We start from the raw sequence: 14,536 nt of genomic DNA, 5'->3' as shown, positions 1-14,536 counted from the left end.
CCGGGCCTCGGGACGCCCGGCCGGCGGCGTGGCGGCAGCTACACGCCACGCGCGGTGCTCGTGCTCCGGGGCCTTCGCCTGCTCGTCCGACGGGACAGCGGCGGCCGCTCGACCGCAGCCCGGCCGGTGTACGTCAGGCCGCCCGGCGCGCGCGGGACCACGTACGCGGCAATCGTCGAAGTCTTCTCGCGGACCGGGAGCGGCAGCGGACCGTGACCGGGCGCTTCTTCGCGGCCGCCGACGGCGGCGACCGCAACACACTGATGGCGCTGCTCGCGCCGGAGGGGGACGCCGACGGCCGGGTGGCGGTGGTTCTCAACACCGCCAACCCGGACAAACTGTCGTCGGTTCAGGCCGGCACCGTGCGGATCCGCTGATCGTCAGGCGCGCTGGCGGGCCTTGCGGCGCTCGCCGATCTCCCAGGCGATCACGTACTGGCGGATCATCTGGGCCAACGGGTCCACGGTCTTGAAGATCAGCACCACGTGGTGGCCGGGCTCGTCGCCCGCCTCGCGGACCGCGTACACCCGGCCCTTGAGCTCCGCCTCGCCGTTGCCGAGCCAGACCAGGGCGCGCAGCTGCTCGCCCTCCTTGAACATCTTGCCCTCGGGCACCCAGAACCGCAGGCCGCCCTCGCTGATGTCGAGCATCCGGCCCTGCAGGTACTGCGGCCCCCACTCACCGAACAGGCGGATCGGCGCACCGGCCCCGCCACGGGCGTACTCGCGCCGGTTGCTGATCACCGGCTCCGCCGTCGGGAACAGGTTCCACCGGAACGGCGCCCCGTCGGTCACGCTCTTGAGCAGCACCGGCATCACCACCCGGCTGCGCGGCGGCACCCAGAACACGTCGAACTCGTAGCCCGGCAGGAACCCCGACGGCCCGGCCGTCTCCAGCGGAGCGGCCACGCTGAAGACCTCCCCGTCCACCGACTCCAGCCGGGAGCGGAAGTTCACGCCCTCGCCCAGGGCCAGGAACATCTCGGAACCGATCTCGGGCAACTCCATCACACGCCGGCCTTTCACGTCGCCTGGCCCGCACTCCGCGGGTCGTCCTGCAAGGTCGGCGGCGCCCCCTCGCCCTTGAGAGGTCCGGGAGTTGCGATCCGAGTCTCTCCCCGGCGATTCCGCTCCCGGTCGGCAACGGCAAAACACATTCACATTCATCATGTCGTGCGCTGCGGCCGATAACTGATCGCCGCTCCCGCCGCTCCCGGACCCGGCGATTCCGGCCGCTGGCGCGGCCGGAACGAATCGCCGCGCCCTACCGTCCGTGGATGGTCGCGGAAAGACCGCGGGCTACCGCACCAGTCCCAGGATGACGTCCATGTCCTTGAGCTTTTCGGCGCCGGTGCCGAGCAGGCCGTCCGGGATGATGAGTTCGTCGAGTCCGGCCGCGCGGTATTCGGCGATGGCGTCGGCGAGCGCCGCCCGGCTGCCGCCGATCACCGGAACCGGCAGATTGTCCGGCAGGGGCCCGTCGACGACCGTGAGGGCCTGCGCGGTGCGCTCGATGGTGCGCGGGTCCCGGTTGATCTCGGCGCAGAACCGGTCCAGGACCGCCGATTTGTGCGCGATGACCTCCGGATGGCCCCAGGTGTTCCACATGTCGGCGTATTCGGCGACGACGCCGAGCATCCGTTTCTCACCCTTGGCGCCGATCATGATCGGCAGCGGGTGCTGGACCGGTTTCGGTTCGCATACCGCGTCGGTCAGCTGGTAGTACTCCCCGTTCAGCGTCGTCTTCGGGGTACGCAGCAGCCCGTGCAGCACCTGCAGCGCCTCGACGAACCGGTCCAGCAGCTGCCTGGTCGGCGGCAGCTCGATCCCGTACTGCTCGTGCTCGTTCACCTGCCAGCCGGCGCCGACGCCGAGGGTGAACCGGCCGCCGCTGATGTGGTCGGCGGTGACCGCCATGTTCGCGAGGACCGCCGGGTGGCGATACGTGTTGCCGTAGACGAGCGTGCCGATCCGCAGCCGGGGCACCGCGGCGGCCAGGCCGGCGACCAGGGTGCCGGCTTCCAGGGTGGGGGCGAGCGGGTCCCGGCCGGGGCCGGCGTTCGGCATGAAGTGGTCGGCGATCCAGACGCCGTCCCAGCCGGTCTCTTCCGCGTGACGGGTGGCCTCGAGAATGCCGGACCAGGACTGACCGGCGCCGGGCCAGATGGAGATGCGCATGCGGCAACCCTAACTATCTCAGCGGTGGTACGGCGTGGTCGTACCGACCGCGGCGAAGCCCAGCCGCAGCAGGATCGGGCGGCTCTGGTCGGAGGCGTCGACCTGCAGATACTCGTACCCGAGGTCGGCCGCGATCCGTGCCCGGCAGGCCACCAGGGCACGATAGACGCCCCGGCCCCGCCATTTCTCGACGGTGCCGCCGCCCCACAGGCTCGCGAACGCGGTGCCCTCGTGCACCTCCATGCGGGCACCGGAGATCGGCTCGTCGCCGGCCATCGCGACGAACGCGCGCAGGCTTGCCGGCTCTTGATGCCGCCACGAGCCGGCCGGTTCCCCGAACGCCGACTCGCTGGCCCGGATCAGCAAGGCCAGGCCGGCCGCGTCGGTCACCGGCACCAGCCGCACCCCGTCGGGCGGGGCCACGTCCAGATCCAGTTCGCCGATCGGCGCGATCATCAGCGATTCCGGCTCACCCGGCACGAAACCGGCCCGTTCCAGCCGGGCGCCGAGGTCGGCCGGGCGGTCGTGGCCGTACGTCTTCCATTCGAACCCGACACCACGTCCGGCAAAGTAGCGCACCTGCTCGGCGATTTCCGCGTCCGCGGTCTCCTCGTCGAGATCGGACCACACCACGGCATTCCAGTCCTGCGCCGTGCCGGCGTTGCGGGTGTACCGGAGGCCGCGTTCGGCGCCCGGCATGTCGCGGCGCATCTGCCGATCGAACAGCGCCATTACCTCATCGTGATTCACGCGCCCATCCAACCGGACTCGTTCCCGGCTGTCCGCCGCTTTTCCCGCCGGCTTCCAGCTGCCTCACCAGCCGGTCCCGGCAGTCCGGCCACTCCGCAGCAGCGGTGATCGCGAACATGGCCGAGTCGCGCAGCAGCCCGTCCTCGCCCGGCGCCCACGACTTCGACCGGTTGCGCAGCACACCCGCGAACCGCGCCCCGACCCGCTCGATCGCGGCCCGGGAGCGCGCGTTGCGGGCGTCGGTCTCGAGGTCGATGCGCATCACGTGCCGCGAGATCGCCGGCGTGCCGGTGGCCGAGCGGCTGCCACCGGACCCGACGACCCTCCAGCACCGGCGCTTCACGACCGTTGAGCAGCACGGTCCACGACGGTTGAGCAGCACGGTCCACGACCGTTGAGCAGCACGGTCCACGACCGTTGAGCAGCACGGTCCACGACCCCCGGGAGGCCGGTCAGGCGGCCGACAGCACGTCGACGACGAACCGCAGCGCGCCGGCCGGCTGGCCACCGGCCGGCTTCTCGCCGTAGGCCAGCGCCGGCGGGATGTCGAGCTGCACCCGGCTGCCGACCGGCACCCCGATCAGGCCCTGGTCCCAGCCCTTGATGACCTGCCCGCCGCCGGCCGGGAAGCTGAACGGCTCCTGGCGCTTCCAGGACTCGTCGAACTCCTTGCCGTCGGCGTAGGTCACCCCGACGTAGTTCACGCTGATCGTCTGACCGGCCTGGACCGGCGCGCCGGTGCCCTTGATCAGGGTGGTGGTCTTCAGGGCGGTCAGCTTGCCGGCGCCCTTGGTGACCTTCGGCTTCTTGCCGAGAGCCGGGTCGGCGCCCACGGGCAGCGGTGGGAACGTCGCGGCCGGCTCGGCCGCCGCGCTCGGCGGGGCCGCCGCATCGGAGGCGGCCGCACTCGCGGTGCCCGCGCTGCCGGAGCCGGAATCCGACGACGAGTGACCGATCCAGACGATCAGGCCGACGACCAGGGCCAGCACGACGACCGCGGCCCCGCCGATGGTCAGCAGCTCCCGGCGTTTCCGCTGCGCCCGGGCCCGCGCCTTGGCAGCTTTGGCCTCGGCCCGCTTCTCGGCCTTCGTCTTCAGCGGCGGGGCGCCGCGGCGCGGCGAAGCGGCGGCGGAACGCTTGGCAGTCACATTGCCACGGCTGGTCACGGGATCAGGCACGGCCCGACAATACACACTTCCGCCGATGCCGTCTGGAATGCTCGGGCCCATGCCCACCTTCCCGCCCACCTTCGCCGACACGGTGATCGGCCAGCCGGCCAAGGACCAGTTCGAGTCGTTCCTCGACGAACACCGCCGGCGCTGCGCGCCAGCCTGGACGACCTGACCGAGGAGCAGGCCCGGCACCGGCTGGTGTCCTCCGAGACCACACTGCTGGGCCTGGTGAAACACGCGGCCTTCGTGGAGCGGGTGTGGTTCGACGAGGCGGTCACCGGCCGCTCCCGCGCGGAGATCGGCATCCCGGCGGACTCCGCCGACTCGTTCCTGCTTGACGAGGACGACACGATCGCCGACGTCCAGCGCGCACACCGCGACGCCTGCGCCGCCTCCCGCCGCGCGACAGCCATGCTGGACCTCGACGACATCCTGACCGGATACCGCCGGGGTCCCCTCCCGCTGCGCTGGGTCTACCTCCACATGCTGCGCGAGCTGGCCCAGCACTGCGGCCACGCCGACATCCTGCGCGAGCAGCTGCTCGCCGGCTGACCGCGCCACCGCCCAGCCGCTGCATGCCGCCCGCGTCGCGCCGCTGAAGTCGCTATCCTGGGGGCGCGCGAAAACACTGCCCCGTCGGTAGTCGGGGCGTCGTCCGGAACCGGACGGCCCGTCTCCTGCCGGTCATGATCATCGACCGGTTGTCCAGCGCAGGACGCTTGCCGCCTGCGCACAGGAGACACCATGGCCACTTTCACGCTCTATTTCGACAACCCGTTCTGGGTCGCCGTCCTCGAAATCCCGGACGCCGGCCTGGTCCGCGCCACCCGCCACGTCTTCGGTTCGGAACCCACCGACGCCGAGCTCTACCAGTTCCTCCTCCGGTTCGGCGGCACCCTCCTCTCCCGCGCCGAGGCCAACCCACCGGCGCCCGCCACTGACCGGCCCCGACGCAAGCCCCGGTTGGCGGTGACCGGCCTGGGCACCGCCGCCCAGCAGGCGGTGAAAAAGGAACTGGAGCAGCGGAAACAGGAATCAAGCCTGCGCAGCCGAACTCAGCGCGAGGAGCACGACGCCCATCGCCGGCAAGTCCGCCAGGCCAAAGCCCGAGCCCGCCGCCGCGGCCACTGACAGCCAGCCGGCGCGACCACTGACAGCCGGCCGGCGCAGCCACTGACAGCCGGGCGCCGCCGCAGCCGCCGACAGCCGGCCGGCGCAGCCACTGACAGCCGGGCGCCGCCGCAGCCGCCGACACGGCCGCCACCGCCGTAATGACGTCCGGGCGCCACTGCGGCTGATGACATCCGGCCGCCACCGGAGCCTTTGACGGGCGGTTGCCGGCACAACCGTCCGGTGCGGTAGGTGCGGGCGGGCTGTTCAGTACGGCGTACCGCCGGAATCGGGTTTCAGGTTTCCTGGAAGGACTCCTGACCGATGACTCGTAGAAGGTCCAGATAGTTGGCGGTGGGAGTGCCCGGTGGGGCGGTGAGCAGGATCAGACGTTGGTCCTCCGTGGGGGTCAGGAGCATTTCGAAGTCGAGCTCCAGCAGCCCGACCGTGGGATGTTGCAGCCGCAGGCGACTGTTGCGGCGGACGGCGACCTCGTGGCGGTCCCACACCTCGGCGAACTCGGCGCTGCTGTCCCGCAGGCGCTGGACCAGGGCGGCGGCGGCCGGGTCGGCGCCGCGCCGGGCGACGGCGGCGCGCAGGTCGGCGACGTGCATGCGGCTGCAGTAGTCGTGGTCCTCCTCCGGGATGGAGGCGCGCAGGCGCCCGTCGTTGAACCAGCGCCACACCAGGTTGTGGTCCTGCTCGTGGTCGTGCGGGCCGGCCGGGCAGATGCTGCCGAACAGGGTCTCGGCCAGCGCGTTCTGTGCGAGCAGGTCGCCGAGGTCGGTGACGATCTGGGCCGGGGACATGGTCAGCTGGCCGAGCAGGGTGAGCAGCCCGGGCCGGACGTGATTGCCGGCGAGCCGACCGGCGGGTGGGCGTTGGCCGGCGAGCAGATAGAGGTGGTCGCGCTCGTCGTCGTCGAGCCGCAAGGCGAAGGCGAGCGCGCGCAGGACCTGGATGGACGGCTGCGGACTGCGGGCCTGCTCCAGGCGCATCAGATAGTCGGCGGACATGCCGGCGAGCAGGGCCAGCTCCTCCCGGCGCAGCCCCGGAACGCGGCGGCGGGGGCCGGAGGTGAGCCCGGCATCCTCCGGCCGGATGCGCTCCCGGCAGCGGCGGATGAAGTCGGCGAGCTCACGTCGGTCCATGGCATTCATCGTTGCTCGCTCGTCCGGCCGTAGCCAAGGACTGCCAGTCCTAGTTAGAGCGGTCCGATCCTCAACGCGTCTCCGGCGGTGCAACCTTGCCGCAGACAGCGAACGACAGAGGGGTGCTACCGATGCGAGCGATCGTTTTCCAGGAGTTCGGCGGTCCCGAGGTGCTGCGGGTCACGGAGGCCGATGTTCCCGAGCCGGGCCCGGGCCAGGTGCGGATCCGGGTCCGCGCGGCCGGGGTGAATCAGCTCGACCACAAGATCCGCGAGGGGGCGATGGCGCAGGTCTTCCCCACGACGTTCCCGGCCACGCCGGGGCTGGAGGCGGCCGGTGTCATCGACGCGACCGGCGAGGGTGTCACCGGGCCGGCTCCCGGTGATGAGGTGATCGCATTCACCGATACCGGGGCCTACGCGGAGTTCGCCCTGGCCACCGTCGTCGCGCCGAAACCGGCCGGGTTGAGCTGGGCGGAGGCTGCGGCACTGCCGGTGGCCGGGGAGACCGCGCAGCGGGTGCTCGGCCTGCTCGGGGTGAAAGCAGGCGAGACGCTGCTGATCCACGGCGCGAGCGGCGCGGTCGGCGGGGTCGCGGTGCAGCTCGCGGTCGCGTCCGGGGCGACGGTCATCGGTGTCGCCTCACCGGCCAACCACGACTACGTGCGGTCGCTGGGCGCCATCCCGGTGGCCTACGGCGAGGGCCTGATCGCGCGGGTCCGTGAGGTGGCCCCGCAGGGAGTCGACGCGGTCTTCGACGCGGCCGGCTACGGAGCGCTGCCCGACTCCATCGACCTGGCGGGTGGTTCCACCGAGCGCGTGGTGACCATCGCCGATCCGGCCGCCCGCACCCTGGGCGTCGTCTTCTCGGCCGGCGCGCAGAACACGGTCGAGGGCCTGACCGACCTCGCCCGTCTGGCCGGCACAGGAGCCCTTCGCCTGACCGTGGCCGGGACGTATCCGCTGTCGGATGCCGGGCGCGCCCAGGTCCAGAGCGCCACCGGCCACACCCGCGGCAAGCTGGTCATCGCCGTCCCCGACTGAGGCCGCGGTCAAGGAGCCGGGCGGCTCGGAGGTGGCGCTCGCGATCAGCATGAACCGGTCGCGGCGGATGGGGCGTGGCCGGAGACCGTCCCGCACGCCGGGCGTGGCCGGAGACCGTCCCGCACGCCGGGCACGATCCGGTCCGGCGCGTCGTCGTCGCCCCCGAGCGGCGGCGAATGCGGGTCGACCGTGAGCTGCCCGTGAAGGCCGCCTACCGTGCTGGCCGTCTGCGGCGCCGGCATGGGCGCGACCATTCCCATTGACTAGGTAACCACCTACTAGCTGGTCTTTCAACGATTTGGTTGACAGCCCCACAGGATCGGCCTACGGTTGCTTTCAACCGGAAGGTTGAAATGAGGGGCGGGGATGGCGGTGGATGGGCTGTCGCGGGTGTTCGCGGCGCTGGCGGATCCGACACGGCGGGACATGGTGGTTCGGCTCGCGGGTGGCGATGCGACGGTCAATCAGCTCGCCGAGCCGTACCGGATGTCGCTGCAAGCGGTCTACAAACACCTCAAGGTGCTGGAGGACGCAGGGCTGGTGAGCCGGCCGCCGGGGCCGCAACCGCGGTCGGTGCGGCTGGAGCCGGATGTGTTCGGCGAGGTCGGCGTGTGGATCGAGCTGTATCGGCGGCGAGCCGAGGAACGCTACCGCCGGCTCGACTCGGTGCTGGGCGCCATGGACGACAACGGGCGGCCGGATCGTCACGGGCACGGATCAGACAGGTCAGAGCGCGACGAGCAGGAGGGTGGAGCACAATGAGCGAGGCGAAGATCGAGGCGGACGAGAAGCTGCCGATCATCCGGATCACGCGGGACTTCGCGGGTACGCCGGAGCAGCTGTTCCGGGCGCACACCGACCCGGAGTTGTTCGCGCAGTGGTGCGGGCCGGATTCGACCACCGCCCGGATCGAGCAGTGGGATGCCCGCGACGGCGGGTCCTGGCGGTACGTGGCGGTCCGCGGGGATGAGGAGTACGGGTTCCGCGGCTGCTTCCACGAGGTGGGGCCGCGCCGGATCGTGCAGACGTTCACCTTCGAGGGTGCGCCGGACGGGGTGTCGCTGGAGACGCTGACCTTCGAGGATCTGGGGGACGGCCGCACCCGGCTGCACGGGCAGTCGCTGGTGGACAGCTTCGAGGCCCGGGACGCCTGGCTGCGCAGCGGCATGGAGACGGGTGTCGCCGAGGGCTACGCCAAGCTGGACGCCCTGATCGCCAAGGGCGCCATCTGACCGGAAAGGCGATCGGGTCCGCCGGCACCGGGCGGCCTCGGAAACGGCCAACCCCGCTCCGAAGGGGCATGTCTCAGAAGATCAGCCCCGCCCCGGGAGGGACTCTGTTGGCGAATCCGCCCCGTCGCTTAACAGGGGCGGGGCGGACAAGGCTGACGGCCCGCCCCCACCCCGCCCAGTTGCCTCCCACGGCCGCGTAGGGACCACACCATGACGTTGCGACACGCGATTACGGGTCCACGGCGCGCGCTATCGGCGGCATGAGCGTGCATCAGAGGTGATCACCAGGGCAGTTGGCCTTCGGCGTCGAAGTAGCCTCCGGTGGGCCCGTTCGGGCCTGTCCGGGCCATTCGTACGATGATTTCGGCGCCCTGCCCGACGGTCTGGCGGCCGGTGTTCTTGTTCAAGTCAGTTTTGGTGAATCCTGGTTCGACCGCGTTGATCCGCATGTTCGGGAATGCCTTGGCGTATTGCGCGGTGATCATGTTGACTGCGGTCTTCGACGCCGGATAGGCGACTCCCGGGTAGGCGAATGCCGCGTGACCGCGGGTGGTGACCCGGGTGAGCGAGGCCAGACCGCTACTGACGTTGACGACGACCGGGTTGGTGGAGCGCTGCAGCAACGGCAGGAACGCGTGGAGGACGCGCACCAGGCCGAAGACGTTCGTCTCGAACGTCTGGCGCATCACCTCGGCCGTCAGCTCGGCCGCGCCGATCACGACGTTGTTCTCACTCAGCTCCGCCTGAATGCCGGCGTTGTTGATGAGCACGTCCAGCCCTTCCTCGGCTTCGACGGTCTTGACGGCGGCGGCCACGGACGCGTCGTCGGTGACGTCGAGCTGGACTGCCCGGGCGCCCAACTGCTGGGCGGCCCGGCGTCCGCGTTCGATGTCGCGACTTCCTACATAGACGGTGTGTCCTGCGGCGATGAGCTGGCGGGCGGTCTCGAAGCCGAGACCCTTATTCGCTCCGGAGATCAGCGTTGCGGTCATGACCAGAACGCTAGGATTTCGAGCGTGCTCGAAGTCAAGCCGGGGCCGACACCAGAATCCACGTCCTCCATCCCGACCGTGGGTGTGACCATCGCCGAGGCCGCCCGTCGCACCGGGATCAGCGTGCACACCCTGCGCTACTACGAACGTGCCGGCCTGATGGTCGCTGCCATTGACCGCACCGCCGCCGGTCGGCGGCGCTACCGCCAGTTCGACCTCGACTGGATCACGGCCTGTACAAAGCTGCGGGCCACCGGCATGCCTATCAAGACGATCCGTCGTTACGCTGAGCTGGTCTCCTCCGGACACGGCAACGAGCAGGAACGCCTTGCCGTCCTGGAGGCGCACCGCGCGGAGGTCGTCGCCAGACTCGCCGAGGTGCAGGAAAGCCTCACTCTCATCAATCATAAAATCGATGTTTATCGAGGTCGGCTGACCGCTGGGGTTGCCGAGGGACTATGGGCGTCCCACCCCGCGCAGGCAGGCGTTGATCTCGTTGAACGTGGTTGACGGCGCCGGGGGCCACCGAGATGGATGAGGGAAGATCGACGCGCTACTTTCGGCATGATGGTGCGCCGTTCAGCACGGACCAGGGCACACGCAGCGTGATGGCTCGTCGGGTGCCGACGCGGTCGTCGCGGCAGATCCGGATGCCGATGGACGTGGCGATTAGTCTTTCCGGATGCCTATTTTCTACTACTGGTACCAGTGCTGGAAGGCGTTTCCGGGAGAGCTGTAATACCAGAGACCGACCGGGCTGCCGTCGCCGTGCCACTTGGAGGTAAACGCGTCTACGGCGACCGCGTTGTTGGTCGCCTGCGACTCCATCGCGACACCGCCGGACGCGTTGGTGAGGTGGAAGTTCTGGCCCGGCGCGGAACCGTCCCGGCAATCGTATACATTGAATTGCGCACCGACCGTGTTTCCCATCGAGGCCGGATAGTCCAGGCAGCGTCCACTCGCGTTATTGACCAGCTCGACGCCGTAATAGATGTTTTGATTGAAGATGCGCCACCGCCAGAGCTCCGTGCGACCGCCATTGCAGGTCCACAAACCTACCGGCGAGTTGTTCCGGCCCTCTCCGGAGGCGAAGTTGTCCAGGCAGTACCCACTCCCGCGCCCGGCCACGTGCAGGTTGAACGGCGAGGAGTCGGCGACCTTCGTGCCGGTCAAGGCCATCGCCCGCCGGAGTTCCACGAAAGCGACCGCTGGGTCGGCGGCTGTGGTGGTCGCGTCAGGAGCCGCTGAGGCAGGACCCGCGGGTGCCGCCACCACCGCGCAACTCGCCACGAGCACACAAAGCTTGAGCTTGAGAATCACCGCATATCCCTTCATCGAGGCCGTCGACATCGTGCGTGGCCCAATCATCAAACACCCGAAGGCCGCCGCGCTGAGGTATTCACCAACGCGATTTCGCCCGGCTGCCCGATCAGGTTGGGACCCACTACGTCCTCGCGCATCTCGGCGCGCTGATCGTCGCCCGGTCTCAGGGTCGACTCCCACTTGCCAGAAGAATGCCCATCTTCGCGACTCCCGGAACGGTTTAATGGCGGACGTTGCACACCTGACCAAGCTCCAAAGAAGTCCTAGAATCAACCTAATTATCGTCCTTTGGTAATGGCAGGGTAAATACCAGACCAAACCTCGACTAACTGAGATTCCGCCTCGGTGTAACGCGCTCTCATCGGCAGTTGAGCACGTTCGTAGGATCGGCGCGTCGACGGCTGATGCAACTCTCGGTTACTCAGAGCAGCCTGCTCCGCCTCCCCGAGGGCGGCCAGCTGGCACCGTCCGGGTAGGCCGTCTCAGATCGTCAGGCCCCGGGCGCAGGGCGGCGAAGTGGGACATGCGGGTTAGTCCGTGAGGGCGGCCGTCGAGCCACGCGCCGATGCGGTTGACGTTGATCGCGGCGCCTGTGAACTGGTGCTGCAGGGACGTCTTGGCCAGGCCGCGGTAGCGCGACCGGCGGAGGTTGAAGCTGCGGACACCTTGGGAGATGGTGGCCTCGATGCCGGCCCGGGGTTGGTAGCGGCGTTTCCACTCGGCCGTGGACTGGTCAGCTCGGGCCAACTGGAGCGCTTCGTGCTCCTCCCGGGGGCGCAGGGTGAGGTTGCGGGAACCTGACGTGGTGCATTGACTGCGGACCGGGCAAGGCTGGCACTGGGTTTTCAGGAACCGGATCCGGCTGACGGGGGTTCCGCGATGGCTGGTCGCCTCTCGCCAGTTCGTCGTGGTCTGGCCGCCGGGACAGGTTGCGGTGCGGGTATCCCAGTCGATGGTGAAGGCGGACGGGCCGAACCCGCTGTCGGCCTTACGCACCGTGGAGGCTTGCACCGGGCCGATCAGCGTGACGTCGTGGTCACGGCGGGCGGACACCAGATGCGCGCGTTGACGTAGCCGGCGTCGGCCAGATGCACCGAGGGCAACAGGTCCCGTTGGGCAAGGTCGCGGTGGACCTCAGCGATCATGCCGGTGTCCGGGGTGGTGGCGACGGTGGTGGCCACGTGGGTAATCAGGTGGACCTCGTCGGGGTCACAGGTTTCGGTGAGGTGGACCTTGTAGCCCGACCAGGAGGTATCCCGCTTGACGGCGTTACGCGCATCGGTGTCGTAGGGGCTGGCCAGGCGCACCGCACCCGGCGGGCAGTCCTTCGGGTGCCGCCACACGATCCGCTCCTGTCCGTCGTCGGTAGAGGTGATGGCGTACTCCTGGACCCAGGTCTGCCGCAGGACCTCTACGGCCTCCACCTGGCGCAGGTGCGCGGGTGCGTCGCCGGCGAACACCGCCGTCATCAGCCGGGAGCCGTCCGCGCCGACCTGTTCGGCAAGCGCGATCCGCTTGCGGGTTCCCGGTGCGGGCAGGCGGTACTGCTCCGGGCGGTCGCTGTAGCGGTCGAACCACTCCGCGTCCGCCAGCGCCGCCACCCAGGTCGGCGCCAGCACCGAGAGGGCGTTCAGCGCGGCGCGCATCGTCTCGATACAGCGTTCCAGCCGGTTGACCTCGCGCACCGCCGTGATCACGTGGGTCGAGTCGGTGCGCTGCTTCCCCCCCGCCCTTCACCAGGCCAGTCGCTCGGGCGGCGTCGACTACGGCAGTGAATACGGCCTGCTCCAGGCCGCCGTTGATCAACCGGGAGCGGAACTCCGAGAGCACCGAGTAGTCGAAGCCCGGGTCGGTCAGCTCCAGGCCGAAGGCGTACTTCCAGTCGATGCGGGCACGTACGGCGTCCGCGGCCTGCCGGTCCGCCAGGCCTTCGGCGAACTGCAACACCGACACCAAGGCCAACCGGGCAGGAGACAGCGCCGGTTTGCCCCGCGACGGGAAAGCGCCGCGGAACATGTCGTCAGTGAAGATCGGCCCGAGGGCGTCCCGCACCCGCATCGCGGCAGTCCCGGCCGGGAACGCGGTCCGGGCCACCCGAGCAGTCAGCTCCGGAACCTCACGCAGGTCCATCGGACGCAGCGACACCCCAACCTCCACGACGAACGCCCCGAACATGATCAGCAGAGATCATGCCGGGGCGAGCATCTACTTCGGAATTCGCCAACAGAGTCCCGGGAGGGGCGGGGCTCGGCAGAAGCGGAGCTCAGCAGAAGCGGGGCTCGGCAGGTGCGGGGCTCAGCAGGGGCGGGGCTCGGCAGGGGCGTCAGGCGGGAGGGCCGGCAGGGAAGAGTGAGTCGAAGACCGCGGTGCGGTCGAAGGACATGGCGTAGTCGCGGGCCCGGCTCTCCATCGCCCGTTTCTCCGTTTCCGGCATGTCGAGGACGACCCGGTCGAGGGCTTCGGCGAGCGCGGTGATGTCGCCGGCCTCCACGATGATGGCGGTGTCGCCGACCGCTTCGCCGGTGCCGCCGGTCAGGGTGGTGACGATCGGGCCGCCGCCGGCCAGCATCTTCTCGGCGAGGGCGATGCCGAAGGTCTCGACGAAGTCCGGCTCCGGCTTGGTGGGCAGAGCGTAGGCGGCGCACCCGGCCATCAGGAGTGGCTTCTCGTCGTCGTCGACGTCGTTGAGGAAGATGATCCGCTCGTCTTCCTTGGCCATCGCCCGGACGTGTTCGAGGGCCGGGCCGTTGCCGGCGACGACCAGCGGCACCTCTTCCCGGCACTGCATCTGGCCATAGGCGATGACCAGGTCGTAGATGCCTTTGGCGCGGGCCACCCGGGACAGGAACAGGATGTACTTGCCGCGTTTGAGGCCGCGCTTCTCCAACGCCTCGTCGATCGCGTCGTCGCCGAGGCTGAGGAAGGCCGACGAGTCGATCGGCGGGTAGCTGACTGTCACCCGGTCACGGCACTGGCTCGCGAAGCTGGTGCCGCAGTGCGCGTCGACCTCCTCGGCCGAGGCGATGATCTCGTCCTTGGTGTATTCGGAGACGGCGACCACCTCGTCGCTGGCCAGGAAGGTGGTCATCAGCACGGTGGCCGCACCGAACCGGCCTTCGCGCAGGCACGAGCGGATCACGTTCGTGACGTCCGAGCCGACCGCTTTGGCGATGGTGTGGACCTGCGGGTTGAAGCCGGCGGCCCGGGCCGCGGTGACCGCGTCGTTGATCACCTGAGTGTGCGGAACCAGGTACATCGACAGGCAGACCGTGGGCACGCCGTCGCTGAGCAGTTCGACGAGCCGACCGGTGAGTCCGGCCAGGTGCCGGCCGTCGGGCACCCGGTAGTCGCCGACCGCCTCCGGGCGTTCGACGGTGATCCCGTCGCTGTACGGCAGCAGCCGGTCCAGTGGCTTGAGCGGCAGGCCGGCCGCCTGCAGCGCGGGGATCGGCCAGGTGAGCAGGCGGACGTCGTCGAAGCCCCGGTGCAGGGCGACTTCGGCGAGGTTGCGAGCCTCACCGGAGTGTCCGCAGATAACCGGGTCGGCGCGGACCGCGATCACGAGTCTCCGGGTAGGACGGCTCAT

General features: G+C 69.8%; 16 protein-coding genes and 1 pseudogene. 7 read left to right on the top strand and 10 right to left on the bottom strand.

The window, feature by feature from the left end; genetic code table 11:
* The first annotated feature begins 212 nt into the window (after window positions 1-212).
* A complete protein-coding gene (locus tag ACSP50_RS41725) occupies window positions 213-377 on the top strand; it encodes a hypothetical protein (protein ID WP_014689267.1) in 165 nt (54 codons plus the stop codon).
* 3 nt (window positions 378-380) lie between these two features.
* On the opposite strand, the gene ACSP50_RS11050 is transcribed toward ACSP50_RS41725, so the two are convergent.
* From ACSP50_RS11050 to ACSP50_RS11030, 5 genes are all read right to left on the bottom strand, one after another.
* Complete coding sequence (locus ACSP50_RS11050) at window positions 381-1,007, bottom strand: PilZ domain-containing protein (RefSeq protein ID WP_014689266.1); 627 nt, start codon at window positions 1,005-1,007, stop codon at window positions 381-383.
* A 291-nt stretch (window positions 1,008-1,298) separates the two neighbouring features.
* Complete coding sequence (locus ACSP50_RS11045; protein WP_014689265.1) at window positions 1,299-2,177, bottom strand: LLM class flavin-dependent oxidoreductase; 879 nt, start codon at window positions 2,175-2,177, stop codon at window positions 1,299-1,301.
* Window positions 2,178-2,195: 18 nt separating this feature from the next.
* The gene (locus ACSP50_RS11040) at window positions 2,196-2,909 is read right to left on the bottom strand and encodes a GNAT family N-acetyltransferase (RefSeq protein ID WP_014689264.1); all 714 of its coding nucleotides are present in this window, start codon (window positions 2,907-2,909) and stop codon (window positions 2,196-2,198) included.
* A gap of 4 nt (window positions 2,910-2,913) precedes the next feature.
* On the bottom strand, window positions 2,914-3,309 hold the full coding sequence (locus tag ACSP50_RS11035) for a GNAT family N-acetyltransferase (RefSeq protein WP_197688128.1): 396 nt from the start codon (window positions 3,307-3,309) through the stop codon (window positions 2,914-2,916).
* Window positions 3,310-3,379: 70 nt separating this feature from the next.
* Window positions 3,380-4,105, bottom strand: coding sequence for an FKBP-type peptidyl-prolyl cis-trans isomerase (locus ACSP50_RS11030; protein WP_231956903.1), 726 nt, complete (start codon window positions 4,103-4,105; stop codon window positions 3,380-3,382).
* Between the two features lie 141 nt (window positions 4,106-4,246).
* Here ACSP50_RS11030 and ACSP50_RS11025 point away from each other — a divergent pair, with 141 nt between their 5' ends.
* Both ACSP50_RS11025 and ACSP50_RS11020 read left to right on the top strand, forming a co-directional pair.
* Window positions 4,247-4,651, top strand: coding sequence for a DinB family protein (locus ACSP50_RS11025; protein ID WP_369793949.1), 405 nt, complete (start codon window positions 4,247-4,249; stop codon window positions 4,649-4,651).
* A 192-nt stretch (window positions 4,652-4,843) separates the two neighbouring features.
* Window positions 4,844-5,230: a YjdF family protein gene (locus ACSP50_RS11020; RefSeq protein ID WP_014689260.1), complete on the top strand. Its 387-nt coding sequence runs from the start codon at window positions 4,844-4,846 to the stop codon at window positions 5,228-5,230.
* Window positions 5,231-5,505: 275 nt separating this feature from the next.
* Here ACSP50_RS11020 and ACSP50_RS11015 read toward each other — a convergent pair whose 3' ends face one another.
* Window positions 5,506-6,360 carry a helix-turn-helix transcriptional regulator gene (locus ACSP50_RS11015; RefSeq protein WP_099343738.1) on the bottom strand — a complete coding sequence of 285 codons (855 nt, stop codon included), beginning with the start codon at window positions 6,358-6,360 and terminating at the stop codon, window positions 5,506-5,508.
* A gap of 131 nt (window positions 6,361-6,491) precedes the next feature.
* Here ACSP50_RS11015 and ACSP50_RS11010 point away from each other — a divergent pair, with 131 nt between their 5' ends.
* From ACSP50_RS11010 to ACSP50_RS10995, 3 genes are all read left to right on the top strand, one after another.
* Window positions 6,492-7,403, top strand: a complete 912-nt coding sequence (locus ACSP50_RS11010; RefSeq protein WP_014689258.1) for an NADP-dependent oxidoreductase — start codon at window positions 6,492-6,494, stop codon at window positions 7,401-7,403.
* Between the two features lie 390 nt (window positions 7,404-7,793).
* Window positions 7,794-8,165 carry an ArsR/SmtB family transcription factor gene (locus ACSP50_RS11000; protein WP_369793906.1) on the top strand — a complete coding sequence of 124 codons (372 nt, stop codon included), beginning with the start codon at window positions 7,794-7,796 and terminating at the stop codon, window positions 8,163-8,165.
* Entirely contained in the window at window positions 8,162-8,635 is a 474-nt protein-coding gene (locus ACSP50_RS10995) for an SRPBCC family protein (protein WP_014689256.1), read from the top strand. The genes ACSP50_RS11000 and ACSP50_RS10995 overlap by 4 nt, the downstream gene beginning before the upstream one ends.
* Before the next feature lie 281 nt (window positions 8,636-8,916).
* Here the strand turns inward: ACSP50_RS10995 and ACSP50_RS10990 are convergent, their stop codons facing one another.
* The gene (locus ACSP50_RS10990) at window positions 8,917-9,627 is read right to left on the bottom strand and encodes an SDR family NAD(P)-dependent oxidoreductase (RefSeq protein WP_014689255.1); all 711 of its coding nucleotides are present in this window, start codon (window positions 9,625-9,627) and stop codon (window positions 8,917-8,919) included.
* Window positions 9,628-9,651: 24 nt separating this feature from the next.
* On the opposite strand from ACSP50_RS10990, the gene ACSP50_RS10985 reads away from it, so the two are divergent.
* Entirely contained in the window at window positions 9,652-10,137 is a 486-nt protein-coding gene (locus ACSP50_RS10985) for a MerR family transcriptional regulator (protein WP_014689254.1), read from the top strand.
* Window positions 10,138-10,323: 186 nt separating this feature from the next.
* Here ACSP50_RS10985 and ACSP50_RS10980 read toward each other — a convergent pair whose 3' ends face one another.
* The 3 genes and pseudogenes from ACSP50_RS10980 to ACSP50_RS10970 form a co-directional block, all read right to left on the bottom strand.
* Window positions 10,324-10,947, bottom strand: a complete 624-nt coding sequence (locus tag ACSP50_RS10980) for an RICIN domain-containing protein (RefSeq protein WP_157432774.1) — start codon at window positions 10,945-10,947, stop codon at window positions 10,324-10,326.
* Window positions 10,948-11,367: 420 nt separating this feature from the next.
* Window positions 11,368-13,095, bottom strand: a pseudogene (locus tag ACSP50_RS10975) (IS1182 family transposase).
* A gap of 178 nt (window positions 13,096-13,273) precedes the next feature.
* Window positions 13,274-14,536 carry a glycosyltransferase gene (locus ACSP50_RS10970; RefSeq protein ID WP_014689252.1) on the bottom strand — a complete coding sequence of 421 codons (1,263 nt, stop codon included), beginning with the start codon at window positions 14,534-14,536 and terminating at the stop codon, window positions 13,274-13,276.

The organism is Actinoplanes sp. SE50/110 (assembly GCF_900119315.1).
Taxonomy (GTDB): domain Bacteria; phylum Actinomycetota; class Actinomycetes; order Mycobacteriales; family Micromonosporaceae; genus Actinoplanes.
The sequence above is the reverse complement of the archived record's forward strand: the minus strand, read 5'-3'. Positions and strand labels throughout refer to the sequence as shown.